Source organism: Tautonia marina (assembly GCF_009177065.1).
In the GTDB taxonomy this organism is placed as follows: domain Bacteria; phylum Planctomycetota; class Planctomycetia; order Isosphaerales; family Isosphaeraceae; genus Tautonia; species Tautonia marina.
The window spans coordinates 89,488-112,817 of the sequence record NZ_WEZF01000012.1 but is presented as its reverse complement, the minus strand read 5'-3'; the positions used below and the strand labels follow the sequence as shown (position 1 = coordinate 112,817).

Annotated in this window: 18 protein-coding genes; 4 read left to right on the top strand and 14 right to left on the bottom strand. The window is 60.7% G+C overall.

Annotation, left to right across the window (positions count from 1 at the left end):
• Positions 1 to 70: 70 nt before the first annotated feature.
• The 9 genes from GA615_RS15655 to GA615_RS15615 all read right to left on the bottom strand — a co-directional run bounded on the left by GA615_RS15655 (position 71) and on the right by GA615_RS15615 (position 10,242).
• Positions 71 to 316, bottom strand: a complete 246-nt coding sequence (locus GA615_RS15655) for a hypothetical protein (RefSeq protein ID WP_152052251.1) — start codon at positions 314 to 316, stop codon at positions 71 to 73.
• 156 nt (positions 317 to 472) lie between these two features.
• Positions 473 to 1,624, bottom strand: a complete 1,152-nt coding sequence (locus GA615_RS15650) for a Gfo/Idh/MocA family protein (protein ID WP_152052250.1) — start codon at positions 1,622 to 1,624, stop codon at positions 473 to 475.
• 55 nt (positions 1,625 to 1,679) lie between these two features.
• Positions 1,680 to 2,516, bottom strand: a complete 837-nt coding sequence (locus tag GA615_RS15645; protein ID WP_152052249.1) for an acyl-ACP--UDP-N-acetylglucosamine O-acyltransferase — start codon at positions 2,514 to 2,516, stop codon at positions 1,680 to 1,682.
• Between the two features lie 116 nt (positions 2,517 to 2,632).
• Positions 2,633 to 3,985 (bottom strand): UDP-3-O-acyl-N-acetylglucosamine deacetylase, encoded by a 1,353-nt coding sequence (gene lpxC, locus GA615_RS15640; protein ID WP_152052248.1) that lies wholly within the window; start codon positions 3,983 to 3,985, stop codon positions 2,633 to 2,635.
• A gap of 171 nt (positions 3,986 to 4,156) precedes the next feature.
• Complete coding sequence (locus GA615_RS15635; RefSeq protein ID WP_161602366.1) at positions 4,157 to 4,894, bottom strand: OmpH family outer membrane protein; 738 nt, start codon at positions 4,892 to 4,894, stop codon at positions 4,157 to 4,159.
• 272 nt (positions 4,895 to 5,166) lie between these two features.
• Entirely contained in the window at positions 5,167 to 5,565 is a 399-nt protein-coding gene (locus GA615_RS15630) for an ArsR/SmtB family transcription factor (RefSeq protein ID WP_152052246.1), read from the bottom strand.
• Between the two features lie 369 nt (positions 5,566 to 5,934).
• The gene (dapA, locus tag GA615_RS15625; RefSeq protein WP_152052245.1) at positions 5,935 to 6,828 is read right to left on the bottom strand and encodes a 4-hydroxy-tetrahydrodipicolinate synthase; all 894 of its coding nucleotides are present in this window, start codon (positions 6,826 to 6,828) and stop codon (positions 5,935 to 5,937) included.
• A 233-nt stretch (positions 6,829 to 7,061) separates the two neighbouring features.
• Positions 7,062 to 7,805, bottom strand: a complete 744-nt coding sequence (locus GA615_RS15620) for a pyridoxine 5'-phosphate synthase (protein WP_152052244.1) — start codon at positions 7,803 to 7,805, stop codon at positions 7,062 to 7,064.
• A gap of 160 nt (positions 7,806 to 7,965) precedes the next feature.
• Positions 7,966 to 10,242: an ATP-dependent helicase gene (locus GA615_RS15615; RefSeq protein ID WP_152052243.1), complete on the bottom strand. Its 2,277-nt coding sequence runs from the start codon at positions 10,240 to 10,242 to the stop codon at positions 7,966 to 7,968.
• A gap of 314 nt (positions 10,243 to 10,556) precedes the next feature.
• Between GA615_RS15615 and GA615_RS15610 the strand changes: the two genes are divergently transcribed.
• On the top strand, positions 10,557 to 10,925 hold the full coding sequence (locus GA615_RS15610) for a holo-ACP synthase (protein WP_235905487.1): 369 nt from the start codon (positions 10,557 to 10,559) through the stop codon (positions 10,923 to 10,925).
• A gap of 95 nt (positions 10,926 to 11,020) precedes the next feature.
• Here the strand turns inward: GA615_RS15610 and topA are convergent, their stop codons facing one another.
• Complete coding sequence (gene topA / locus GA615_RS15605) at positions 11,021 to 13,573, bottom strand: type I DNA topoisomerase (RefSeq protein WP_152052241.1); 2,553 nt, start codon at positions 13,571 to 13,573, stop codon at positions 11,021 to 11,023.
• 488 nt (positions 13,574 to 14,061) lie between these two features.
• Here topA and GA615_RS15600 point away from each other — a divergent pair, with 488 nt between their 5' ends.
• The gene (locus GA615_RS15600) at positions 14,062 to 16,287 is read left to right on the top strand and encodes a hypothetical protein (protein ID WP_161602365.1); all 2,226 of its coding nucleotides are present in this window, start codon (positions 14,062 to 14,064) and stop codon (positions 16,285 to 16,287) included.
• A gap of 90 nt (positions 16,288 to 16,377) precedes the next feature.
• Here GA615_RS15600 and GA615_RS15595 read toward each other — a convergent pair whose 3' ends face one another.
• On the bottom strand, positions 16,378 to 19,155 hold the full coding sequence (locus tag GA615_RS15595) for a glycosyl hydrolase (RefSeq protein WP_152052239.1): 2,778 nt from the start codon (positions 19,153 to 19,155) through the stop codon (positions 16,378 to 16,380).
• A 276-nt stretch (positions 19,156 to 19,431) separates the two neighbouring features.
• Between GA615_RS15595 and GA615_RS15590 the strand changes: the two genes are divergently transcribed.
• Entirely contained in the window at positions 19,432 to 20,334 is a 903-nt protein-coding gene (locus GA615_RS15590; protein WP_152052238.1) for a sugar phosphate isomerase/epimerase family protein, read from the top strand.
• 47 nt (positions 20,335 to 20,381) lie between these two features.
• Here GA615_RS15590 and csrA read toward each other — a convergent pair whose 3' ends face one another.
• Positions 20,382 to 20,570 carry a carbon storage regulator CsrA gene (gene csrA / locus GA615_RS15585; protein WP_152052237.1) on the bottom strand — a complete coding sequence of 63 codons (189 nt, stop codon included), beginning with the start codon at positions 20,568 to 20,570 and terminating at the stop codon, positions 20,382 to 20,384.
• Between the two features lie 240 nt (positions 20,571 to 20,810).
• Positions 20,811 to 21,536 carry a metallophosphoesterase gene (locus GA615_RS15580; protein ID WP_235905503.1) on the bottom strand — a complete coding sequence of 242 codons (726 nt, stop codon included), beginning with the start codon at positions 21,534 to 21,536 and terminating at the stop codon, positions 20,811 to 20,813.
• Positions 21,537 to 21,752: 216 nt separating this feature from the next.
• Between GA615_RS15580 and GA615_RS15575 the strand changes: the two genes are divergently transcribed.
• Positions 21,753 to 22,442 (top strand): YqjF family protein, encoded by a 690-nt coding sequence (locus GA615_RS15575; RefSeq protein WP_152052235.1) that lies wholly within the window; start codon positions 21,753 to 21,755, stop codon positions 22,440 to 22,442.
• Here GA615_RS15575 and GA615_RS15570 read toward each other — a convergent pair.
• The gene (locus GA615_RS15570; protein ID WP_152052234.1) at positions 22,439 to 23,131 is read right to left on the bottom strand and encodes an MBL fold metallo-hydrolase; all 693 of its coding nucleotides are present in this window, start codon (positions 23,129 to 23,131) and stop codon (positions 22,439 to 22,441) included. The two genes, GA615_RS15575 and GA615_RS15570, sit on opposite strands and share 4 nt — an antisense overlap.
• Between the last annotated feature and the right edge of the window lie 199 nt (positions 23,132 to 23,330).

Here is a 23,330-nt window from a genome sequence, read left to right as displayed (position 1 = left end):
AGGGGAAGATCGCAAGCCGGGCGCGAGGGAGGTCGCCCGGCCGAACGATCAGGTGGAAGAACCGGGTTGCTCAGGCTTCGGTCTTGGCCGCTTTGGGATTGCGGCGGAGGGCCTGGTCAGCCCGCCAGTCGGTGAGGAGGGACTTGAGTTCCTCGAAGGTGACCCCACCATGATCGTCGCCGGACTCCCAGCGCTTCATCAGTTCGCGGTGCCGATCGCGCAGAGGGCCCCGGGGAAGGAACCGGCCCTTGAACTTCTTGAGAACCTTCAGGCGAGGATCGGGAGCGGGTCGGTCGGCGTTTTCTGGCGCGGCCATGGGTCGAGTCCGTATCGGAGGGAGAACGAACAGAGCCGCACCGGAGCGCGGCCGTTGAAGGTCTAGATCATACCGATGGACGATCGATTGCTTCAAGGTGAAGCCAGACGGAGGGAGTGAAGAACCGCGGGGCGGAGATCGATCGTGCTGGGGGTGTTAGACCCGAGGGGACCGGGAGGGGCTCCCAGGCGTTCGGAGTTTCCAGAGTTTCGGACCAGAGAGGGCAGAGCGGGGTTCGGCGGTCACGCTGGACGAACTCCGAAGATGAGGGGCGCCTGGGACCTCGGTTCCCGCATCGAGTCGATAGGAACGCAGCCCATGAAGGACCAGTTCGGCAACGCGGAGGGCGTCGAGGGCCTCGGTCCCCGGAACACGGGGGGCGTGACCGAATCGAACGGCGTGGACGAAGTCGGTCAGTTCGGCGGTGAGTTGGTCGACGGGGGCAGGGGGGGCGATTTGCTCGACCTGCAAGACGTTGCCGAACAGGTGGTCGCGGATGGCGTCGGGACGGGTGAGATCAACGCCTTCGAGGTTCATCTCACCGCGACGAAGGGCTTCGGACGGACGGACGAGCGTCGCCTGTCGGGAGGCGAAATCGATCGAGGCGTAGCCTTCGGCTCCCCAGAGCCTCATCCGACGAGAGGCCTGATAGCTGGCTCGGCTGGCGGAGATGTCGGCGATGCAGCCGTCCTCAAATTCGAGTCGGGCCTGGGCCAGGTCTTCATGACCCCCGAAGACGGGAGTGCCCAGGGCCGAGACCGCCACGACCGGAGCCTTGACGAGCGAGAGAATGAGGTCGATGTCGTGGATCATCAGATCGAGCACGGCGCCGACGTCGGTCGATCGGAAGGTATAAATGCCCAGGCGTTCGGCGTCGAGGTAGCGAGGCCGAGGGCAGCGGTCGAGGGTGACTTCCCAGATGGGATTGAAGCGTTCGATATGGCCGACGGCCAGAATTGCACCGGAGTTTCGGGCCAGTTCCACCAGCTCTCGACCTTCGGCGGCGGTGCCTGCGAGCGGTTTCTCGACCAGCGCGTGAATGCCTCGGGAAAGGAAGGCGCCCGCGACTTCGTGGTGGAGTGTTGTTGGCACGGCGACCGAAACGGCGTCGACGCGGTCCAGGAGTTCTCGGTAATCATCGAAGGCTGACGCACCAAGCGGTCCGGCGACGGCGAGTGCCTGATCCGTCCGAACATCGGCCACTCCGACGAGTTCCACCCCGTCGATCCCCGCGAGGATCCGGGCATGGTGCCTGCCAAGATGCCCCACTCCCACAACAGCGACCCGCAACCGATCCCTGGTCGTCACCTTCCGCTCCTTCTTCAAGCCATCCGGGCGATTCGTCGCGTGGCATTGCGATGAGTTAACCGATGGAACCTTCGCCGCGTCCGATTACCGCTCCGACGGCGTCCGGGAATCGTCGAAGTGCCTCTCGGGCCCGGCCATGCCGGCCGGATTGTTGGGCGTGCAGCGATTCGAGGAGGCGGATCACTTCATGAGTCATGTGACCAAGATCCACCAATCGGTTGGCCGCTGCGTTCAGGTCGAGACCGGCACGATAGATCAGGCGGTGCGCTTCGCGCAGCGACCGAATCGAGGGTCGGGAAAAACCCCGGCGCTTCAGGCCGATCAGGTTGATGGATCGCACCTTCGAAGACGATCCGTCGACGAGCAGATAGCGGGGGATGTCTCGGAAAATTCTGGCCGGCCCGCCTGCGAAGGCATGTTCCCCAACCGTGGCGGCAGGGTGAACATCGACGCCAGCGGTGAGCTGAGCGAAGGACTCGATTCCGGCCATCAGGCCCAGGCGAACCCCGGCGCCCAGCATCACGTCGTCTTCGATCCAGGCGTCTCCGGAGATGGCCACGTGAGGTCCGAGCTGGTTGCGGCTGCCGATCCGAGTTCCTGAACCGGTGCCGGCCTCGATCGAGGCCCCTTCGCGGATTGTGTTCTCCTCGCCGATCACGACCCGGCCGAGCGGTCTACCGGGCGGAGGGACGGTTCCAATGACCGAGAAGGGGCCAATCCGGTTGCGATCGCCCATCTGGACGGAACCGAACAGGCAGACGTGGGCGATCAGGTGGGTCCCCGAGCCTAGCCGCACGTCGGGACCAACGACACAGTACGGTCCGATCTCGACGTCGTCGGCCAGTTCGGCGCCGGGATCGACGGTTGCCGTGTCGGCGATTCGAATCGCCATGAGCATTCCCCTCCCTGGAACGCATTGCCGGTCGAGGGGGCAAGGCCCGCGCGGCGAGCATGGAGCCATGCCTCGCGTCGCGGACCAGCCCGGTCAGAGATCGTCGATGGATCGGATCAGGCTGCAACCTGATCGGTTGGCAGCACGGCGAATCGCAGACGAGCCTCGGCGGCAATCTGGTCACCGATGCGGGCGACGCCGTGAGCCTCGGCCATCTTGGATCGGGCCCGGAACCGATCGATTTCCAGCACGAGTTGATCGCCGGGAACCACCTGCCTCCGAATTTTCACGTCGTCGATCGAGGCGATCATGGCCATGTGGCGGTCGGGATCGAACCGATGGCTAATGAGGATTCCTGCGGCCTGAGCCAAGGCTTCGAGGATCATGACTCCTGGCATGACTGGGCGGTCAGGCCAGTGTCCGGGAAAAAACGGTTCATTGAACGTGACATTCTTCAACGCTTTGAGCGTTCGGCCCGGATCGATCGAGAGAACGCGATCGAGCAAGAGAAACGGGTAACGGTGGGGCATCAATCGCATGATTGCGCCGATGTCCATTGCCGGCGGAGTTGTCGAGATCACGCAGCACTCAGAGGCCGACTCCGGTTCCGAGCATTCTTCTTCGGCGGCGAGCAAGGCCCGGGCAAGTTCGACGTTCAGGCTGTGACCGGAGCGATGGGCCACAACATGGCCGACCAGATCCTTGCCGATCAAAGCAAGATCGCCCATCACATCGAGCAGTTTGTGGCGGGCACACTCGTCTGGAAACCGAAGGGAATTGCCGATCAGACCATCGGAGCCGAAGATCAAGAGGTCGGCCTCGCTTGTTCGGGAGCCAATGCCAGAGGCGCGGAGGGCCTCGGCTTCGGCGGCGAGCAGGAACGTCCGGGCGGGAGCGATCTCGCGAAGGAAGCGTTCGGGAGACGGTTCGGCGAAGTACGCCTGCGCGGGGATAGGCGAACCGTTGCCGTAGTCGAGCTGGTAGGAAAGGACGAGGCGATCGGGTTCTCCCGGATAGGCGGCAACCGATGCCTTGCCGTCTCGAACCGAGACGGGGCGGTCGATCACCAGAACCTGTCGGGGGCGGTCCTGCTCGATCGCACCGGCAGTGGCGAGAGCTCGGGCGAAGGCGAGAGAGGACCCGTCCATTCCCGGAGTTTCAGGTGCGTCCAGCTCGACCGTGCAGTTGTCAATCTGGAGCCCGGCAAGCGCGGCCATGACGTGCTCGACCAGCTCGACCACGGCCTCACCGCGTCGAAGGGCCGTCCGACGCTCCCGGGGCTCGACGTAGGTTGCCAGTGCCGGCACGGAAGGCCGGTCGGGAAGGTCAACCCGGACGAACTGGATGCCGGAATCGGCATCGGCGGGTCGGAACCGGACGGTGACGTCCGATCCGAGAAGATAGCCGATGCCCCGGACCTCGGCGTCTCGGGCGATCGTCCGCTGCGGTCGCGATCCTCGCGTGGTCATGCCGGCGTGATCTTTCCTTGATCGGGTGAGCCCGTCGGTTCGATCGGCACCGCCGGGCGAAGGAAGGGGGCGACCGGTGCGGATCGGTCCAGGATGTTCGTAAACGGATGGAGAGAGACAGGGTCGGGTACCCTTGCAGATCAGAACGGCCCCGACCCCAATCGATCCGTCTCAGTTGCCGCCGGCTGCGGGGGCGGTTGCAGGGGTTCCGGCGGCGGGTGCAGCACCACCCTGCTGCCCTTGTGCCTTCCGTTGCTTGTGGTACGCATTGAGCGTGGTGACAACCTGATCGGTGATGTCGGCCGTGGGGTCGTTCCAAACGACATTCCGAGCGACGGCGGCCATCACATCGTTGGGGTTCTCACCATTGATCTTGTCGTTGGAGCCGATCTGGACGACGAAGGTCACGCCGCGTTTCTTGGCGATGAAGTCCACGACATAACGAATGTCGTTATAGATTTCGGCAACTGCGTTTGACTCTCGGATGGTGAAGTCGGCGGCGATCTTCTGCTTCTGAGCCTCGAACTTGGCCTGCGTGTCGGCGAGCAGGTCACTGAATTTCTGGTAGTCGGGCGTGCCCACGCCGAAGGAGTCGCGCTTCTCGGCATAGCCCTTGGCCTCGGCGAGGAGCAGTTCAAGCTCCTTTTGCTTCTGCATGGCCTCGGCCTTGAACTTCTCGCTCGACTCCTTGTAACGGTCATACTCGTTGATGACCCGTTCCATGTCGATTCCGGCAATCACGGCGGGAGCCATGGCGACGGCCGCAGATCGGGCGGGTTGGCCGGCGTCGGCGGCAGTGCGCTGGACCTGAGTGTCGGGTTGCTGACCAAGGATCGGATGGACGGTCAGGCCAAGCAGTCCCAGTAGACCGAAACCAGCAAGAACAACCGCACGGGTCTGAATCGGCATCGGATCGGCTCCTTCCTCAAATGTCCGGGGGGCCGGTGATGCGATGCCGAGGTGTCTCGACATCGGGGCACGACCACACCCGCTGCTGCTCAGAGAGCCCCCGCGCATCCGAGCACGGGACGGCCGCCCAAAGCTCGTCAGATCGACCACGAGCCATTCGGGCGAGACTCGAACGAGGCGTGATTTTGCAAAGAGTTGCAAATGGGGTCAAGACGAACCGCCGGTTCCAAAAAAACCGGCGGGATACGCATCCTCAGTGGTTCGTCGGGAAATCAATCGACCGTCAATTGAAAACGGTGGAATTTGATCTTGCGCGGAATTCGACCGGCGTTGGAGAAGAGCTGAGTCATCAACTCGCCAAACTGGTCGGCACGAACGCTGTAGAAATTGTGCTTCCCTTCGCGGCGCGACTCGATCAATCCAGAGACACGGAGCAGAGCAAGGTGATGGCTGACCGCCGGCTGGCTCTGTCCGAGACGGTTGCAGAGATCGGTGACGTGCAATTCCCCACTGCGTGCCAGGTAGAGCAAGATTCGCAGACGAGTCTCATCGCTCATTAGCTTGAAGACCTGAGCCAGTTCCCGGACCGACTGATCGGAAACGGGTGGCAGAACATCGACCGCGGCGGTGCCGTTGGTGCCTTCGGTCGTCTTGGTACTTTTTCGAGCCATGGTTGGGGGGTCCGATTCTTCGGTGATGCGATGTGAACCCGTTGGTCCGTGGAAACGCGGATCGACCCGGAAGGCCCGAGTCGGTCGCATTCGGGCGGCGGATGGGATTTCGCCGACCGATGCATCAGGGCCAACAGGGAATAAGCAAGTCTTGTGCCGATCAGCCAGAGAAGGAAGGTTTCCAAAGGTGGGCTGGCTGTCGGCTCTCTCGGAGTGACGGTCTGAGCGATGGACGCAAATCCCGACACCGGAGTGTCTGCACACATCCTACACGGTTCATGCGACCGAGACAAGTGTCTTTAACGTCATTCGATCCATAGAATTGATGTGAAATCAATCCGATGGCAAGGTCTTGCTTGAATGATTTGATCAAGCATCAAGCAATCCCGCGTTGCGAAGTGAGGTGCGAAGCGCATCGATCCCAGAGGAATCCGGGGGACAGAGGGGAAGTCTCATGGAGCCGTCGATCCGTCCCAGAAGCCCCATGGCGGTCTTGACCGGAATGGGATTGGCGGCGATGGAGAGCAGGTCTCGGCAGAGCGGGAAGAGTTCGAGGTGAAGTCTGCGGGCCTCGGCAAGGTCTCCCCGGAGGAAGGCGTCGATCATGGCGATGATGGGGCGGGGAACGAGGTTGGCCGCGACAGAAACGACCCCTTCGGCGCCGACGGCGAGCATGGGCAGGGTCAAGGAATCATCACCCGAGAGGATCGTCAGGTCGGTGCGCAGACGGATTTCACTGACCTGATCAATGGAACCGCTCGCCTCCTTGATGGCCACAATGCGGGCCACTCGGGCCAATCGCTCGACTGTGGTCGGTTCAATATTGCGGGCGGTTCGGCCAGGAACATTGTAGAGAACCAGGGGTAAATCCGTCGCCTCGGCAATCCGGGCATAGTGGGCGTACAGGCCCTCCTGGCTGGGGCGATTGTAATAGGGAGCGACCAACAAGGCTGCATCGGCACCAGCTTTTTCGGCGAATCTGGTCAGCCGAACGGCCTCACTGGTCGCGTTGGAACCGGTGCCGGCCATGACATTCGCGCGGCCCTGCGAACGCTCGATGACAGTGGCGATTACCCGCTCGTGCTCGTCATGCGAAAGAGTCGGAGATTCCCCCGTGGTCCCGACAGGGCTGATCGTGGGCGTTCCCTGTTCGAGGTGCCAGTCAACCAGACGCTTGAGGGCGTCCAGATCGATTTCCCCATCACGGAACGGAGTCACGAGAGCAACGGTGCAACCCTTGAAACGTTCACCCTTGGTCGGCATCGTCACGCCTCGAACTCAATCAATCGGAAGGAAACAGGGAACCGAGTCCGCCTGAGAAATTCCATCTCAGCATACCAAAATCAGTTACGTTGCGGGAAGATCCGACTCCCGAGCGGGGGGAGGTCAAGGGATTGGTGTTTCGATTCGACGCGAAAATATCTTGACAACGGTCGTTGGTGAGTGAGTCTGCCGGTTCGACAACGAAGTCACGAATCCCTCTGGTTGGACGGCGTTCAACGAACCGGATTCGGTTGTGTGAGCGCGTCGAGGATGGCTTGTTTCATTTCGGCCACTGCTCGTTCGAATCCCACGAATACGGCGCGAGAGACGATGCTGTGTCCAATGTTTAATTCCAGCATTCCAGGGATGCGGGCAACTGCGGCAACATTCTGAAGGGTGAGCCCATGTCCGGCGTGAAGGAGCAAACCATCCTGCTGGATCCGACGACCGGCGTCGAATAATGCGTCGAGTTCGCTTTGACGCGATGAGGCGTTGATCGCGTCGGCATAGCGGCCGGTGTGGAGTTCCACGGCGATGGCACCAACCGCAGCGGCGGTCTCGACCTGCGCCGGATCGGGGTCGAGAAAGAGACTGACCTCGATTCCTGCTTCGTGGCATCGCGACACGGCTTCGGCGATTCGATCACGATGACTGAGGAGGTCGAGGCCTCCTTCGGTTGTCACTTCCTGGCGGTGTTCGGGAACGAAGGTGACCTGATCGGGGCGGACGTCGAGGGCGATGGCAACGATTTCCGGAGCGAGGGAGATCTCAAGATTCAAGCGAGTTCGAACGGTTTCCCTGAGAATGCGGAGATCACGTTCCTGAATATGCCGGCGGTCTTCCCGCAGGTGGACGGTGATGCCATCGGCGCCTCCGAGTTCGGACAGGACCGCCGCCCAGACCGGGTCGGGTTCGCGCCCCCCTCGGGCCTGTCGAATGGTGGCAACGTGATCGATGTTGACGCCGAGGCGAATCATGATCGGACAACTCCGAGACGAACCGAGATCAATCGGCAAGGGGGGGGCGTGAATTGGAACAGGATCCTTCTGGCCAGACTTCGAGGAGACGTCAAGGGTTCGGTATTGACGAGCAAAATGCGGTGCATTTCCGAATATGGATCTGAAGGGGTTGTCAAGGTCAGGATCGTTTGACCGGTCGGAGCGGCGACCGAGCTAGTACGAATGTTCGTTCCCCTCCCACGGTGAAGGCGACCCGTCCTTTACGGTTTGGGCCGGCTCCGTCGATGGAAACAATTTTCCCGAGCCCGTACTGCGGGTGGAGCACGAGAACCCCTGGACGAAAGGCAGACAGGTCGCCGGTCGATTCCGCATCGGGGCGTGCCCCCGATCCTGGGGGGTTGGCCAGCGCGGCGGCGGTGGTCAAGCGGAAACGATCTGCGGGAACTGCGGAGACAGGGCGGGAAGGAGTCGGGGAGGGGGTTCGAGCCACTCGCCGGGAGGAAAGCGGCATTTCATCGTCACCCCCGGTGAGGTCGCGATACCGGATCGGGCCTTCCGGTAATTCCATGAGAAATTGCGAGGGAATGGCAACCGATCGCTGGCCCCGGAACTCTCGGACCCGGCAATGACTCAGACGGAGTTCGCGCTGGGCTCGGGTGATACCGACGAAGAAGAGGCGACGCTCCTCCTCCAGTTCGGCATCGTTGTCGGAGGCTCGGGAATGGGGGAGGAGCCCTTGTTCCAGCCCGACGATAAAGACGACGGGGAACTCCAGACCTTTCGAGGCGTGGAGGGTCATCAAGGTGACGGCTCCCCCTTCGTCCTTCCAGCGATCGACCGCCGAGCTCAGGGTGACATCGGCCAGGAAGTCAAGGACTGTGGACTCGGGATGTTCCAGGTCAAACTGTCGGGCCGCGGAGACGAGTTCGTCGAGGTTGGCGACGCGGTCCTCGCCGTCCCCCTTAGGTTGATTGGCCCAGTAATCCCGGTATCCGCTGAGGTTCATAAGTTTTCGAGTGAGTTCCTCGGCTGAGGAGTGATCGCTGAGCGCTGCGAGTTCATCCATCAGGAGGACGAAGTCACGAAGTCCGGAGCGTGCCTTGGGGGTTAGACCGGCGATTGAGGCGGCCTCTCGAACAGCGGCACTGAGGGGAATTCCGCGGTCACGAGCGTAGCCCTGGAGCCGGTCGAGGCTGACTTTCCCGAGCCCCCGAGGGGGGGCATTGATTGCTCGGAGAAACGCAACATCATCTTTCGGATTGTTGAGGAGGCTCAGATACGCAAGCACATCCTTGACTTCGATGCGCTCGTAGAACGAGACGCCGCCGACCACCTGATAAGGAATGGCGAGCGATCGGAAGGCGGATTCAAGCCCGCGGGTTAGGGCGGTGACCCGGACAAAAACGGCGATTTCTCCAAACGAGTACCCTCCATTACGCACCAGGTCGGCGATGGTGGAGGCAATGGCTTGCGCTTCTTCCGTTTCGTTGGCAAAAGTGGTCAGTTCGACCGGATCACCCTCGGGGTTTTCGGTCGTCAGGACCTTGGCCTTTCGGCGCCGGTTGTGATGGATGACGTGATCGGCAACCCGAAGGATATTTTTGGTGCTGCGATAATTGTGTTCGAGGCGGATGACCTTGCAACCGCGGTAATCATGCTCGAATTCGAGGATGTTATTGAGGTTCGCGCCCCGCCATCCGTAAATGGACTGGTCGGGATCGCCCGTGACACACAGGTTGGGAGTATCGACCGAAAGGGCTCGGACGATCGCATACTGGGCGAGGTTGGTATCCTGATATTCGTCGACGAGAATGTATTTGTAGCGGTCGTCGAGGCGGGCTCGGAGTTCGTGATCCTGGCGGAGCAACGTTACGACGTGGGTGAGGAGGTCGTCGAAATCGACGGCGGACGACTCCAGGAGTCGAGTCTGATACCCTTTGAAGACCCGTCCCACCACGGCGGAGACGTGATCGGCGCCATCTCCGCGGCGGGCCAAGTAGGTTTCGGGGTCAAGCATTTCGTTCTTGGCCCGGCTAATGGCGGCTTCGACCTTTTCCGGGGCGACACCTGCATCGAGCAGGTCGAGTTGCTCCATGACCGATTTGAGGACGCGGAGGCGGTCGGGCTGATCGTAGATGGTAAAGCCACGATCGAGGCCGATTTTCGGGCCGAATTCGCGAAGCAGACGAGCACAGAGTGCATGGAAGGTGCCGACCCAGACACCGTGATCGGGCACCAGGGCGGTGATCCGTTCTCGCATCTCGGTGGCGGCCTTGTTGGTGAAGGTCAACGCCAGGATATGCCGTCCCGGAATGCCGTGCCCGAGGAGTGAGGCGACTCTGCGGGTGATGACCCGCGTTTTGCCTGATCCGGCTCCGGCGAGGACCAGGAGCGGGCCATTCACATGGGAGACGGCCTCTCGCTGGGGGGCCGTCAAATCGGAGAGCAAATCCATCAGCGATCCGTCCCTGGCATGGTGGCGTCGAGAGCGGTACGTCCGTATCGCATCCAATGGCAGTATAGCATCGTGCAGTATCCTCCGCGATGCGATTCCCTTATCGGGCCGCAGGCGCTTCATCCGGCAGGAGAGGTCTCCCACTCGGGAGATTTGAGGTCGGATTGGCCTGGTGGGCTCAACTCGGATAGACTCAGGAATCGCACCAGGGTTCAACGGATGAACCAGGCGTTTTGCTTCGAACAGAGGGTCGACCACGTATGAACATTCTGGGGATCGGGACCGACATTATTGAGGTGCCCCGGATTGGCAAGATGATCGAGCAGCATGGTGAGTTGTTTCTGCGCCGCGTTTATACCGAGCGCGAAATTCGATATTGCCAGGGACGAAAACACGCCTTCGAGCATTTTGCCGGTCGGTGGGCGGCCAAGGAAGCAATTCTGAAGGCGATCGGGACTGGTTGGGTTCGCGGGATCTGCTGGACCGATATGGAAATCCGGCGTGACGGAATGAGTGGACCAACAGTCTTCGTGCGAGGTGGTGCGCGCGATGCGGCTGTGAAACGTGGCATTGGCGAGATCTTGATCTCGCTCTCCCATTGTCGGACCTACGCGACGGCCACCGCCATTGCGATGGCCGCCGATTCGAAGAAGCTCTCTCTGGACGAGCCCCAGGATTCGTGACGTGAGGCTCGGAATTGTAGAAGAATACCCGTCCCCTCTGAAGCGACAGGGGACGGGCGAGGTGGGCCTGTCAAGGCGTGGCCAGGGTTCCTCGATCAGGACTTGGACTTGCCACGGGTTGTGGTTTTGCGTCGTCCACCGCCGGTGGATTTCCGGCTGGCGGCTTCTTGGAGTAACGGGATTGCTTCGTCGAGGGTGATTTCGTCTGGCTTGCGATCTTTCGGGATCGTCGCGTTGATTTTGCCGTGCTTGACGTAAGGACCATAACGCCCTTCGAAGACGGCGACCTGCTGATTGTCTTCGGGATGTTCGCCGAGGACCTTGATGGGTTCGGCGCCCCGTTTCTTGGGAGCTTCGGCGATCAGCTTCACGGCTCGATCGAGGTCGATTGTCAGCACATCGTCCTCGGGCCGAAGAGTGGTGTATTTCCCTTCGTGAAGGACATAAGGTCCGTAGAGGCCGCTCCCGGCCTTGACGACTTTGTTCGTCTCCGGATGCTTGCCCAGGTTGCGAGGGAGTGAGAGCAGCCCAACGGCCCGATCGATCGTGACCGATTCCGGGTCCATTCCTTTCGGGACGGAGACACGTTTGGGCTTCTTCCCTTCACCAAGCTGGACATAGAACCCATAAGGGCCTTTTCGGAGGCTGATGGCTTGCCCCTCAGCATCCTCACCGAGCACCTTGGGCTCGAGCGTTGCTGGAGCACCCGAATCACCGTCAGCCGAGCCGTCACCCTTGTCTTTGTCCTTGGTCAGTTCCCGGGTGTATCGGCATTCGGGATAATTTGAACAGCCGACGAACGCGCCGTACTTACCGACCTTCAACGAAAGCTGGCCGGTGCCGCAGGAGGGGCATTTCCGGCGTTCCTCCAGGCTGCCTTCGCCGGGGAACAGGAGCGTGGCGAGGGCCTCGTTGAGTTCGGAGATGACATTCGTGATCTCCAGCCCCTTGGCCTTCTCCACATTCGAGGCGAAATGATCCCAGAAGGCTCGCAGAACCTCTTTCCAGTCGATCTGGCCGTCGGAGACGCGGTCGAGTTCGTTTTCGAGGTTCGCGGTGAAGTCGTACTCGACATAACGCTGGAAGAAGTGCGTCAGAAACGCGGTAACGACCCGGCCGCGAGGTTCCGGGAAGAATCGCTTGCTCTCCAGCTTCACGTAGTCTCGATCTTGAAGGATCGAGATGATACTGGCGTAGGTGGAGGGTCGGCCGATGCCAAGTTCTTCCATTCGCTTCACGAGGCTGGCTTCGGTGAAACGAGGCGGCGGCTCCGTGAAGTGTTGCGCCGGTAAGATGTCGGCAAGATCAACCACCTCCCCTTCATTCAGGGCAGGCAAGGCACCGCTTTCCTCGTCATCTTCCGAGGAGTCGTCGCGGCCTTCACGATAGAGGCGAAGGAAGCCATCGAACTTCATGGTCGTGCCGACGGCTCGAAGGGTGGCCAAGCGGTCTGCCGCGTCGATCTCCGCAACGACCTGATCGAAGACAGCGGTGGCCATCTGGCTGGCCATCGTCCGTTTCCAGATGAGGTCGTAGAGCTTGGCCTCGTCGGCCTCGACGTCCTTCGAAACGCTTGCGGGAAGCAAGGAGAGATCGGTCGGTCGGATCGCCTCGTGAGCTTCCTGAGCGTTGGCGGCCTTGCTCTTGTAAACCCGGACGGAGTCGGGAACGTAATCCTTGCCGAACTGTCCTTCGATCTGCGATCGAATGGCCCGCAGGGCTTCCGGGGCGATTTCCACGCCATCGGTTCGCATGTAGGTGATGCGGCCCGATTCGTAGAGCCGCTGGGCGACCTGCATGGTGCGCTTGGCGCCGAAGCCGAGCTTTCGGGAGGCCTCCTGCTGAAGCGTTGACGTGGTGAACGGTGGGTTCGGGTTTCGACGGACCTGCTTCCGTTCGACCGACCGGACCGAGTAGTTCTTACCAGTCAGTCCTGCGACGACCCGATCGGCTTCCGCCTGATTGGGGATGTCGAACTTGTCGAGCTTTTTGCCTTCGAAGTGGGTCAGGCGGGCGAGGAATCGAGATCGGGTTTCGTCTTGCTTGAGAAAGGCACCGCGGACATCCCAGTATTCCTGACTGATGAACCGCTCAATCTCATCTTCACGATCGCAGATCAAGCGGAGGGCGACCGACTGGACCCGGCCGGCAGACTTGCTTCCCGGGAGCTTTCGCCAAAGCACGGGAGAGAGGGAGAAACCGACCAGGAAATCGAGGGCTCTGCGCGCTTGCTGAGCGTTGACCAGCGCCATATCGAGGTCGCGAGGGTGGGCCATCGCGTCGAGCACGGCGTCCTTGGTGATCGAGTTGAACACGACCCGGCGAACCTGGAGATCCTTGCGCAGGGCCCGTTTCTGGCGAAGCATTTCCAGAACGTGCCAGGAGATGGCCTCACCCTCACGGTCGGGGTCGGTGGCGAGGATCAGGGCATCAGCCTGCTTGACGGCATCGACGATGGCCTTGACGGCCTTGGTCGAGCTGGGCTGGATTTCGTAATCCATCGAGAAATCCTCGTCGGGCCGGACCGAACCGTCCTTCGGAGGTAAGTCTCGGATGTGGCCGAACGAGGCGAGCACCTGATACTCGTCGCCCAGGTATTTGTTGATCGTCCGGCACTTCGCAGGCGATTCGACGATGACGACATTCATACGCGGCGATCAACCCCAGGGGCCCCCTCCCGGTCGGGTTGGGGGACAGATTCGAAGCGATTTGTGATGGCAACACGAGCGGAGCGCAGGCCGATCAGACCCGTTGCGAACGTCTTCCGACGCAGTCGCGTTGGATCAAGACCGGTCAGGAGACTGGGGGGCTCGGCATACCTTCGAGGAATCGCCAGGCAAGCCCTCCGTGCTCCACAACCGTGAGAACAAAGGAGGCGTCGGGGAAGCTCCGTTCGACGAAAGCTGTTTGCAGGCAATTCAACCCGCGGGAGTGCAGTTCCGTCGTGATGGTCATCCCTGGTACACTACGTCCTTTCGGGCACGATTGATCGACCCGCATCGCCATTCTGACTTAGCGAGCATCGTCGCGGCTGTCAAGGGGTGATGGACAAGAGGTCAGCAGGGCGGAGTGGGCCGGCGCGACCCTGACGTCGTCGTCGAAGATCGCCGCACTCGATCAGGGCTGAAGGCCCGAATTGCCGACTGTCATCGAGGACAACGTCATGCCGTTTCAGGTCTTCCGTCGACATCGCAGAAAAATGCTGGCCGCCCTGGCCATCCTGGCCATGTTCGCGTTTGTGCTGGCTGACTCACTTCCGCGACTCTTTAATGACTATGCCCGTCCGACAACGGTCGACCGTGTCGTGGTCGAGATGGGGGGGCGAGAGGTGCGCACCAGTGATCTGGAGCAACTCCGGATCGAACGTATCCGCGCAAATTATGTCCTCTCACAACTCGCGCTGAGGCTGGGGGGCATGCCGCTGGTTCCTTATTTTAATCCTCCGCCGTTCGGTCCGACCGATGATGCCGCGATGGTCGATGCGATGCTGCTGGAGCGCAAGGCCGACGCGATGGGCATCCCTCGCACCCCGGATCTGGCTCGGAATTGGATTTTCGAACAGGCTCGGATGCAACATGAGCTGTACCGCCAGCTTCAACCAACGTTGCCGGAATTCGACCCGATCGATCTGGCTGAGCAACTCCAGGTCATCTTCACCCAGGCCTTCGGTCGCGAAATGACCGAGGAAGGATTCCTGGCCGAGGTTTCGGACCAGGTGCGGATTCTTCAGACGCTGGAACTGCTCTCGCAGTCGATGGATACGCCGCTCGACGCCTTCGATGTCTACCGCGATCGCCTGGTCGAGATCGAGTCTCGGTATGTGTCGTTCCCGGTGAACGACTTTCTGGACCAGGTTGGCAGTCCGGACCAACAAACGCTTCGTGACTTCTTTGAGGAGCACAAAGAGCGACTGCCTGATCCAATCACCGGGAGGATCGGCTTCAAGATTCCCCGACGAGTCAAGGTGGAGTACCTGACACTGGGGCTGAACACTATCGATCTGCTTCGAGAGCAGATTCGAGGCGAGCCGTTGGAGCAGGAGATCCGAGCCGCAGATGGATTTGAGGAGGATGTCCACGAACAATATCGCACGGAGATTCAGGAGCGTGAATCGGCCCGATTTGCCCAGGCCCTCCCGGTGAATCCCTTCACCGATCCGGAGGCTGAGCAAGGGGTCGAGCTTTCGTACCCGGCGGAGTACGAACGGCAGTACGTTGCTCAGATCCTTGAACAGCGGGTTCAGGAACGATTGCGTGATCGGCTTGAAGATTTGTTTGAGCCAGTGAAGGAGGCGATGAGCGTCTTCGGCGACGAAATCGGGAGAGACTTCGACTCGATTCAGACCGGCCTGGAACCGAACGTCGATCGCGAGAGCCTGCCGAACCTTGAGGAAGTCTTCCGAGATTCCGAGGCGGCTCAGCCGCTGATCGAAGTCCTTGGAACGGCTGCCCGGAGCGATGAAGCCATCTCCTTCGTCCGGATTGGTCTGACCCGGCCGTTGGCCGATCCCGAGACCTTCCAGCAATTGCTTGATCCCCAGGGGATTCCCGAGTTCTGGAAGGATTACCTCGCACTTGCTCGATTGGACTGGGCCGATGCATCGTACCGTTTGCTGCGGAATGTCCAGCAGTTGACCCGAACGGTCGAAGGAATTGAGCGGCCAGACTCCGCCACGCCCACGGAATTCGGCGCGTTTGCCGATGTGATGTTCGAGGAGAACAGCCCTCTGTTCGATCCTCGCGAGTTCACCGATCCGGAAGGGCGACGGTATCTTGTCTGGAAGACACTTGACCTGCCCGAGACGAGTCGCACCTTTGAACAAATGCCGGAAGGTCTGGTCGAGTCGCTCTGGCGACGAGCCGAAGCCCGGAAACTCGCCACGGAAGCGGCGGAAGCGCTCGCCGATCGCGTTCGAGAGGAAACCGAGGAAGGGGGGATTCCCTCAGACACGCTCGATCGAGTTGCGGCCGAGGATGGAATGCTTGTCCGATCCACCGGTCCTCGTCGTCGGGTCGAACAGGACAACGCGTTCTCCCCGATCGATCCGGGTGACGAGTTCCGAGAGGCTCTGTTCGGGCTGGGAGACTCCGGTGCGGATGGGGTGACGGTAGCCCCGGATCGCACGGGGGAATCCGTTTATGTTCTGGCGTTCTACGGTCGAGCCGATAGCAGCGGAGGCCAGGACGTGCTTGCGACGTCAGGGATCGACTTCCAGAACGTTCTGTCCAACCTTCAATTCTTCCTGAGGTCCGATGTCGATCAAACGACCGAGCGAAACCGCGTCGAGTCGGTTATCGATTTTCTCCGCAAAGAGGCTGGGATCGACCCGAACTGGACCCCAGCGAGCACTGATCGGGGGTGAGGGCAAAGCCTTTTGGGATTGATTGGCGTGAGCCGTGGTTTGGCGACCGATCACCACCTCGCACTTCAGTCGAGGACGAGTGATCGGGAGTCAGACCGCGGAGATCCACTCTCCGCCGTCATCACCCCACGCCCATTCGGCGTCGAGTTCTCCCGGGGGGAGCAGGATCGACCAGGCGAGCCGACCCGTAGCCAGGTTGAGCGGAGGGGGCGGGATCGAAGGCCGAGAAGACCACGGGCCGAGGCTTCCCAGACCCGGACACGACAGTTCGACATCCAGCCGGATTGCGTGTTCCAGACGACCCGAGAGCAAGAGCCGGTGCGCTCGGCCCCCGACTGGACGTTCGTACCTGAATCCAACGCGGCCACAGGGAAAGTTGCGGGTGATGCCAATGCGCGGCCAGCTTGGGGGAAGGACGGGTCTTAACGATAAGCGCCGGTCGATGGCGTCATAGTCGAGTTCAACGAGATCCAGAATGGTGTCGATCAGCATGGTGTGCAGCCCCCAGACCCCCTGAAAGTAGCGGGCGAGGCTGCTAGAAAACGGGTTGGAACGCGGACCGGGACGAAGACTGAGACCAAGCGGTCCGAGTCGAGCGATCATTCGATCCAGGAATTCGACGGCCTGCGCGCAGTGCCTCGATTCTCCCGTCTCGCGTGCCAGTCGAATGAGATAGCGAGCCATCCAGAGCGTGGCAAGGCACGAAGGAGTTTCGCGCTGAGAATCACCGGGGGCGAGTGAGGTTTCGTCGAGCCGGATCGGGTCAGGAGCCCATCGCGTCAGGCCACCCGGGTCGGCTCGGTTGACGTTGTGCACCAGCATGGCTCCGGCCGTTCGGCGGAGTCGCGGATCGGAGGCCTCCAGAAGGTTGAGCGGAACGGCCAGACCGAGAACCCCGATATCAAGCGCGGCCGAACGCTCAACACAGGAGCCGGGTTGATCCGACCAGAATCCCAGGCGAGTCGAGATCCGTCGGCCTTCCAGGAATCGACCGCTTTGGGGGTCGACCAGGCCGGGTTGCTCCCGTTGATCCCCTTCCCCAAGAATCCCTACGTTCCAGATCCGATCCGCCCGTTCCTCCCACTGTTCGATGAGATCGGTCGCCGAAGGGGGATCGAGCAGCCGGGCCAATCGTACCGCCGCCTGGAGACCGGCGACCACGCAGGCATTGCTCGACAGGTAGGCGCCGAAGCGGGTTTCCCAGAGTCCGGCCGAGCTGAACAGTGCGAGATCCTCGCACCATTTCAAGCCCGGGTGGCCATCCCCATGAAGACAGACACTGGCCATCCGTTCGACCAGCGGCCAGTGTTTTCGGGCCAGTTCGAGATTTCCGGTCCGGCGCACATGCTGTTCCAGGGCCCATGAAACCAGTGCAGTCTGATCAATCGCGGGGGTTTCCCATTCCGGTAGGCCATCGAGCGTGTACTTCATGAACCAGGCCTGATTGACCTGCGTGCGCCCTCGGACGCGTCCAAGCCAATCGAAGAACCGTTCTGCCACCTCGGGCATCCCAAGACGGTCCATGGCAGTGGTGGCCCAGATGGCATCGCGAGGCCAGCAGTACGCATTGATGCCCCGGTCAAATCCGGCAGCGATGGAACCGTGGTCCGAATCACAGTGGAGCAGGGCCGACAGGGCTGATCGGCGCAGCACCTCGGCATGCCCAGGTCGGGAGGATTCGACCATTGGAAGGGACTGAACGACCCCGACCCATTCGGCAGCGGCCGAGTGTTCGACCCGGTTCAGGTCGACTGAGCGAAACCAATCCAGTGCGGGTCGAAGCCAGTGTTCGAACGTTCCTTGATCGCCCCGCCAGCCGGTGAAGGCACCACTGATCAGAACATCGACACAGACTTCACTTCCTGGGAGAAGCTCCAGGTTGCGGAAAATGATGGCTTCGCTCGGCCCTGTCGGCTCGCAATCGACTGGGCCGCGGTCATCGAGACCAATGGCGAACTCAACCGTGGCATCCCGGGCAAGTTTGCGGTTGGCGTGTCCGTGCCCTCGGTTCGCGGCAAGGAGGCAATGGCCGGAATCTTGCCAGCTAAGGCTTGGCTCGCCGATCCCTCCGTTGACCTCGGCATGGACATAAAGCCCGAACATCGCAGAGAGGGACTCGGTACTCTCGTTGAGAATCCGGAAGCGTTTGATGTACTGGCCTCTCGATTCCAGTCCCCCGCCGGTCCGAGGAAAGTCCGGACCCATGGCGGCAAAGTCAACCGCAATGACCCGAACAGGGCCGCGACGCCATCGAAACTCGGTTTCGAGGAGATTCGTCTCGGGGCGATAGTGTTGAGACGCGTCCCAGCTCATACGCTCGGCGAACCAGTCGAGCCGCGAACCAAGGGCGAGTCCACCGACGATTGTCCGGAAATGGGAGCGGCTGTTCGATAAATCACCCTCGGCTGGCCGAACATTGGAGTGCAGGCCCACGGTCGGGAAGAACAGGTCGAAGGTGGCCGCCCGTTCGTCGACACGGGCAGTCATGTGGCGATTGCCGACCAGTCCGATCGTGAGCGGCTCGGATGACTCGGTGAGAGCCGGCAGATTCGGTCGGACCTGGAATTCTCGCCAGGAACCTTCTGCCGGAGGTTCTCCCTCCCGAATTGCGATCGGACGGTAGCGCAGTCGGGAACCGATCCGCTGTGGAGGGATGGGGGCATGCCAAAGGCTATTGACCCCCCGGTCTTCAAGCCAGTAGGCGGGAAGCAGGCCAAGCGACTCCTCATCAACGATCAGTTCCAGCCAGCATTGGGTTTCGTCATGGTCGGCCGGGTGCGACCCCAGCACCACCGTGCCCCACATCCCGGCCCGGATCGGACCACCGAGTCGCCCACTCGCCGCCGCCTCGATCCAGGACGTCAGCATCCTCGCTCTCGCTCCCGCCCACCTCCGCCCAAGCCGGACTCGACCGCGATCGCCGCGGCGTCAGACAATCCGACCAAAGTCCCGCCGCATGGTTGATGATTCTCCCGAGTCGGAACCCCCCGCGCCAAGAGAGAGGCGAGAAGAGAAGCGAGGAGACCTCGATGAGATGTGGTGATCTCGGGTGAGCAAGGACTGGACGACCGAAGGTCGCGACGGATACGATGCCTCCCCGGACTCGATTGATTGGGGCATCGCGATCTTGCTCGGACCAACGCCATGTGGCCTGCGCTCAGTCTCCGAATGCTTGGGTTGCGGTTCGATGCCCACGTTGCAATCGAGCTCGCGGCGCGATTCAGATTCCAAGGGGTCGAACTGCTGATCCGGGATCTCGTCGAGCAGAACAAAGACGTGGCTGTCCTGGCCTCGATGATGGACGATCTCGGCCTTCGGGGAGGCAGCTGGCCCTTACCCGTCGATTGGAAGGGGGAATCGGATCTGTTTCGACGGGATCTTTCTCTGCTGCCCTCCTTCGCCCGAATTGCTGCACAACTGGGCCTGAACCGAACCGGCACCTGGGTGCTTCCGGAAATCCTCGATCCTGGCCTGCTCGAACAGGAGCAACCGAGGGAGGCCGCAGTTGCCTGGCATCTGGAACGCCTGGTCCCGATCGCGACGATCTTGAGCGATCACGGACATCGGTTTGGCCTGGAGGCCATCGGGGTTTCCTCGTTCCAGACAGGACGGGGGCTTCGATTTATCGACCGGCTTGAAGCGCTTCGCCCGCTGCTTCGCATGCTTCGTGATCGAGGATGCGATGTGGGAGTGACGGTCGATTCGTTCCACCTGTACGCTGCCATGGAATCGCCCGAGATCGTCCGGCAATTTGATCCGGAGGAGATTGTCTCGGTCCACGTCAGCGATGTTCTCGACAAGACGTCACACGATCTGACGATGCTTCAAGACAATCAGCGCAGTCTCCCAAGCACGGCAGGACCCGTGCCCAACCGTTCGCTCCTTCAGAGCCTCGCGGAACGTGGATATTCTGGTCCCGTTTTCCCCGAGCCTGTTGTTGAGGGAGGAGTCAGTGAGATGATGCTCGGCCCGCTGGCGGATCAGGAGGCGGTCGTTCGATTGGCCGCTGAGGCACTTCAATCAATCTGGCCGCGCGATTCTTCGTGATATGCCGAGAGTCAGCAAACGAACTCGGACAAAGAGAACGCCGAAAGTCAGCGGAGCACGGTTTCTCGAACACGGGGTGACGATTGATTCGGGGCGATTTCTTCTCGATAAACCGGCACATCGTTCGGTGCTTCGATTCCGAGCCGAATCTGATTGCGATCGATTTTGACCACGGTCACGACGATATTTTCGCCAATGACAATTTTCTCACCGAGCTTCCTGCTGAGCACGAGCATGACACTTTCTCCTTCGATGTGTGTCCCAAGCTGATCCTTCTGATTCTGGTCCTTCACCAGATTGTAGACGTCCCCGTACGCAAGCGAAGTGCCATTCGAGGTTGATTTCTGGGAATGTTTCTCTAACTGCTTGTCGTGTCTCAGCTTAGGGGAAGTTGTTGTCCTTTTTGATCGCGTTGCAGTGACGGAGAAGTGGCACTTGTTCACCCATTCTCGGATGTGATTGCGAAAAATGGGAAGCTAAAATCTCACACTTTCGGGCTTCAAGGTTACGGGGGAGGGGCGATCAATATGAAGAGGGCGGAACCCGATTGCGTCGGCGGCGACGAAATGATAACGCACGCCTCTCACGATGCCTTGAACGGCGAACGACCATTGAAGCTCGGCATGCAAGTGACCGTAGACGCAGGCAGTGACATTGGCTTTTTCGAACAATGTCACCCAGGGCCCGGGCCGTCCATGTTGGTCGAACGGGGGATGATGCCAGAGCACGTAGAGCGGCATTCCGGGAGCTCGGAGTGAAGCGGCTTCGTCGAGCATGGCCTGGGCGGTAGAAGCGACACGCACGGCCTGCTGACGGTGTGTGAGGTTGGCCCGGTCGAGATCGATGACATCGACACTTCTCATTCCGCAGACCACCGCGCCCGCCTCGACGATCGCATTCCCATCGACGGCGCGTTGGGAACGTCGAAGCACGGTCTGGACATTCTTTAATCGCCCCCACCAACGGTCATGATTCCCGGGGGCGAAGATCTTGATTCCTGGCAATCGTCCGAGCCAGTCCAGATCGGCCTGGAGATCACGATGGTTCGAGGCCATCGAAATGTCTCCCGGAATGAGGACAAGGTCGCGGGAACCAACGGTCTCGACCCAGTGTTTTCTGATTGATTCCGCGTGGTCCTGCCACCTCGCGGCATACTGCTCTCGGCGTTGCGGATTGGCGAAGGAAAGATGGAGATCACTCATCGCCCATACAGCCACGATGGCAGCCCTCCTGTTCGTTAGCTTGCGGCTCGCGGACTGAACACGGAGGATGGAACCCTATCAATGTTGACCGACCAACACGGGTTCGGATCGGCACCTTTGCGTCTATCAAATCAGGGTGACGGAATGGATCGCTCGGAATCCGAATCGGAGATGGATCGCGTTGGACCCACGTCTCGCCCGGACGATCGGTGTGTGATGCGTCAAATTTGGTCTGATCTGCTCTTTCTTCACTGGGCAGTTCCCGCCGAGGTGATTGCCCCGACGCTGCCGCCAGGGCTTGAGGTGGACACCTTCGGAGGGAACGCCTATCTCGGTCTGGTCCCGTTCACCATGAGGGGAGTTCGGCCTCTGGGGTTGCCCGCAGTCTCGTGGCTCTCGAACTTTCATGAAGTCAATGTTAGGACTTATGTCCATCGCAAAGGAAGAGACCCGGGTGTCTGGTTCTACAGTCTGGACGCGGAAAATCGCATCGCGGTCTGGCTTGCACGTTTGAGCTTCCATCTGCCTTACAACTGGGCTCGCATGAGCTTGGACCACGATCAGGCTGAGGAGGGAGTGATCGATTATACGTCGACGCGCCGAGGATCGGGGACTTCGGCATCGTGTCGAATCCGATACCGTCCGATCGGTCTCCCATTGCCGGCCGCGCCGGGAACGCTCGAATTCTTTCTGCTGGAGCGCTACCTTCTGTATGCGTTTGGCCGGGGGCAGTTGCATGTCGGCAGAGTCCATCATCAGCCATATCCAGTCCAGGGGGCAGAGCTTCTGGTCTTCGAGGAGGAATTGCTTGCAGCGTCAGGGTTCAAGCGACCAGACAATGGGGCCTTGATCCATTACGCATCGGGAGTCGATGTCGAGGTCTTCCCGCTACGATCGATCGATTAATCAAGGCGGTACTGTTCTGCTCGTTCACCGACGTAGGGATTCCGAACGCGCTCGGTCCCGATGGTTGTCTCAGGACCATGACCGGGCAAGACGCGCGTGTCGTCAGGGAGGTCAAAGAGCTTCGATCGAATCCCATTGACCAGCAGGTGGCCATCCCCACCGGGAAAATCGAAGCGACCGATCGAGCCGGCAAACAGCACATCTCCGCCAATGACGATCAGAGGCGATTCGTTCCGGACCACGAAGACGACCGATCCGGGGCTATGGCCTGGAATTTCACGAACCTCAAGGACGAACCCCGCGAGTTCGAGTATTTCCTTATCATCCACGAGCTGGTCAGCAGGTGGGCTAATCAGGTTCTGGCCGAAGGCGGCGCTCAGGTTGGCGACCGGGTCGGTCAGAAGGTGAGCTTCGTTGCGACCAATCACGAGGGGAGCATCAGGGAACGCCTCCTTCAACGTTCGGTTGCCTGCGATGTGGTCTGAGTGTCCGTGGGTATTGAGAATGGCGGCCAGCCGAAGGTTTCGGTGGCGGATTGCATCCAGCAACAGGCCAGTCCGAAAGCCTGGATCGACGACGAGCACATCTTCCCGTCCCTGCTTCCCGAGGAGATAGGACCACTGCTCGAAGGTGGGTGAGAGGAACGATTCGACGAAACAGCCTGGTTTCGACGGTTCATTGGGTTCCATACAAGAAGGTTCCTTGACTTAAACGGTCCAAAGTTTGGGTCGGAGTACGACTCATTTCAGAGATTGTAACGAGATCAATGGCGGTTTGAAAAAATGGCCCTAAGCCGTCGCCTCGGCGGGTGTCAAAATCGGAGGAATTGCTTCGATGTTACCAGGAGGAGTTCGAAATTCATGAAGCGAAACGGTTTGGGCTTTCTCG

Coding starts and splice junctions, on each gene's coding strand:
- GA615_RS15655 (WP_152052251.1), bottom strand. CDS start 316: ATGGCCGCGCCAGAAAACGCCGACCGACCCGCTCCCGATCCTCGCCTG.
- GA615_RS15645 (WP_152052249.1), bottom strand. CDS start 2,516: ATGGCGATTCGAATCGCCGACACGGCAACCGTCGATCCCGGCGCCGAA.
- lpxC (WP_152052248.1), bottom strand. CDS start 3,985: ATGACCACGCGAGGATCGCGACCGCAGCGGACGATCGCCCGAGACGCC.
- GA615_RS15635 (WP_161602366.1), bottom strand. CDS start 4,894: ATGCCGATTCAGACCCGTGCGGTTGTTCTTGCTGGTTTCGGTCTACTG.
- GA615_RS15630 (WP_152052246.1), bottom strand. CDS start 5,565: ATGGCTCGAAAAAGTACCAAGACGACCGAAGGCACCAACGGCACCGCC.
- dapA (WP_152052245.1), bottom strand. CDS start 6,828: ATGCCGACCAAGGGTGAACGTTTCAAGGGTTGCACCGTTGCTCTCGTG.
- GA615_RS15620 (WP_152052244.1), bottom strand. CDS start 7,805: ATGATTCGCCTCGGCGTCAACATCGATCACGTTGCCACCATTCGACAG.
- GA615_RS15615 (WP_152052243.1), bottom strand. CDS start 10,242: ATGGATTTGCTCTCCGATTTGACGGCCCCCCAGCGAGAGGCCGTCTCC.
- GA615_RS15610 (WP_235905487.1), top strand. CDS start 10,557: ATGATCGAGCAGCATGGTGAGTTGTTTCTGCGCCGCGTTTATACCGAG.
- topA (WP_152052241.1), bottom strand. CDS start 13,573: ATGAATGTCGTCATCGTCGAATCGCCTGCGAAGTGCCGGACGATCAAC.
- GA615_RS15595 (WP_152052239.1), bottom strand. CDS start 19,155: ATGCTGACGTCCTGGATCGAGGCGGCGGCGAGTGGGCGACTCGGTGGT.
- GA615_RS15590 (WP_152052238.1), top strand. CDS start 19,432: ATGTGGCCTGCGCTCAGTCTCCGAATGCTTGGGTTGCGGTTCGATGCC.
- csrA (WP_152052237.1), bottom strand. CDS start 20,570: ATGCTCGTGCTCAGCAGGAAGCTCGGTGAGAAAATTGTCATTGGCGAA.
- GA615_RS15580 (WP_235905503.1), bottom strand. CDS start 21,536: ATGAGTGATCTCCATCTTTCCTTCGCCAATCCGCAACGCCGAGAGCAG.
- GA615_RS15575 (WP_152052235.1), top strand. CDS start 21,753: ATGCGTCAAATTTGGTCTGATCTGCTCTTTCTTCACTGGGCAGTTCCC.
- GA615_RS15570 (WP_152052234.1), bottom strand. CDS start 23,131: ATGGAACCCAATGAACCGTCGAAACCAGGCTGTTTCGTCGAATCGTTC.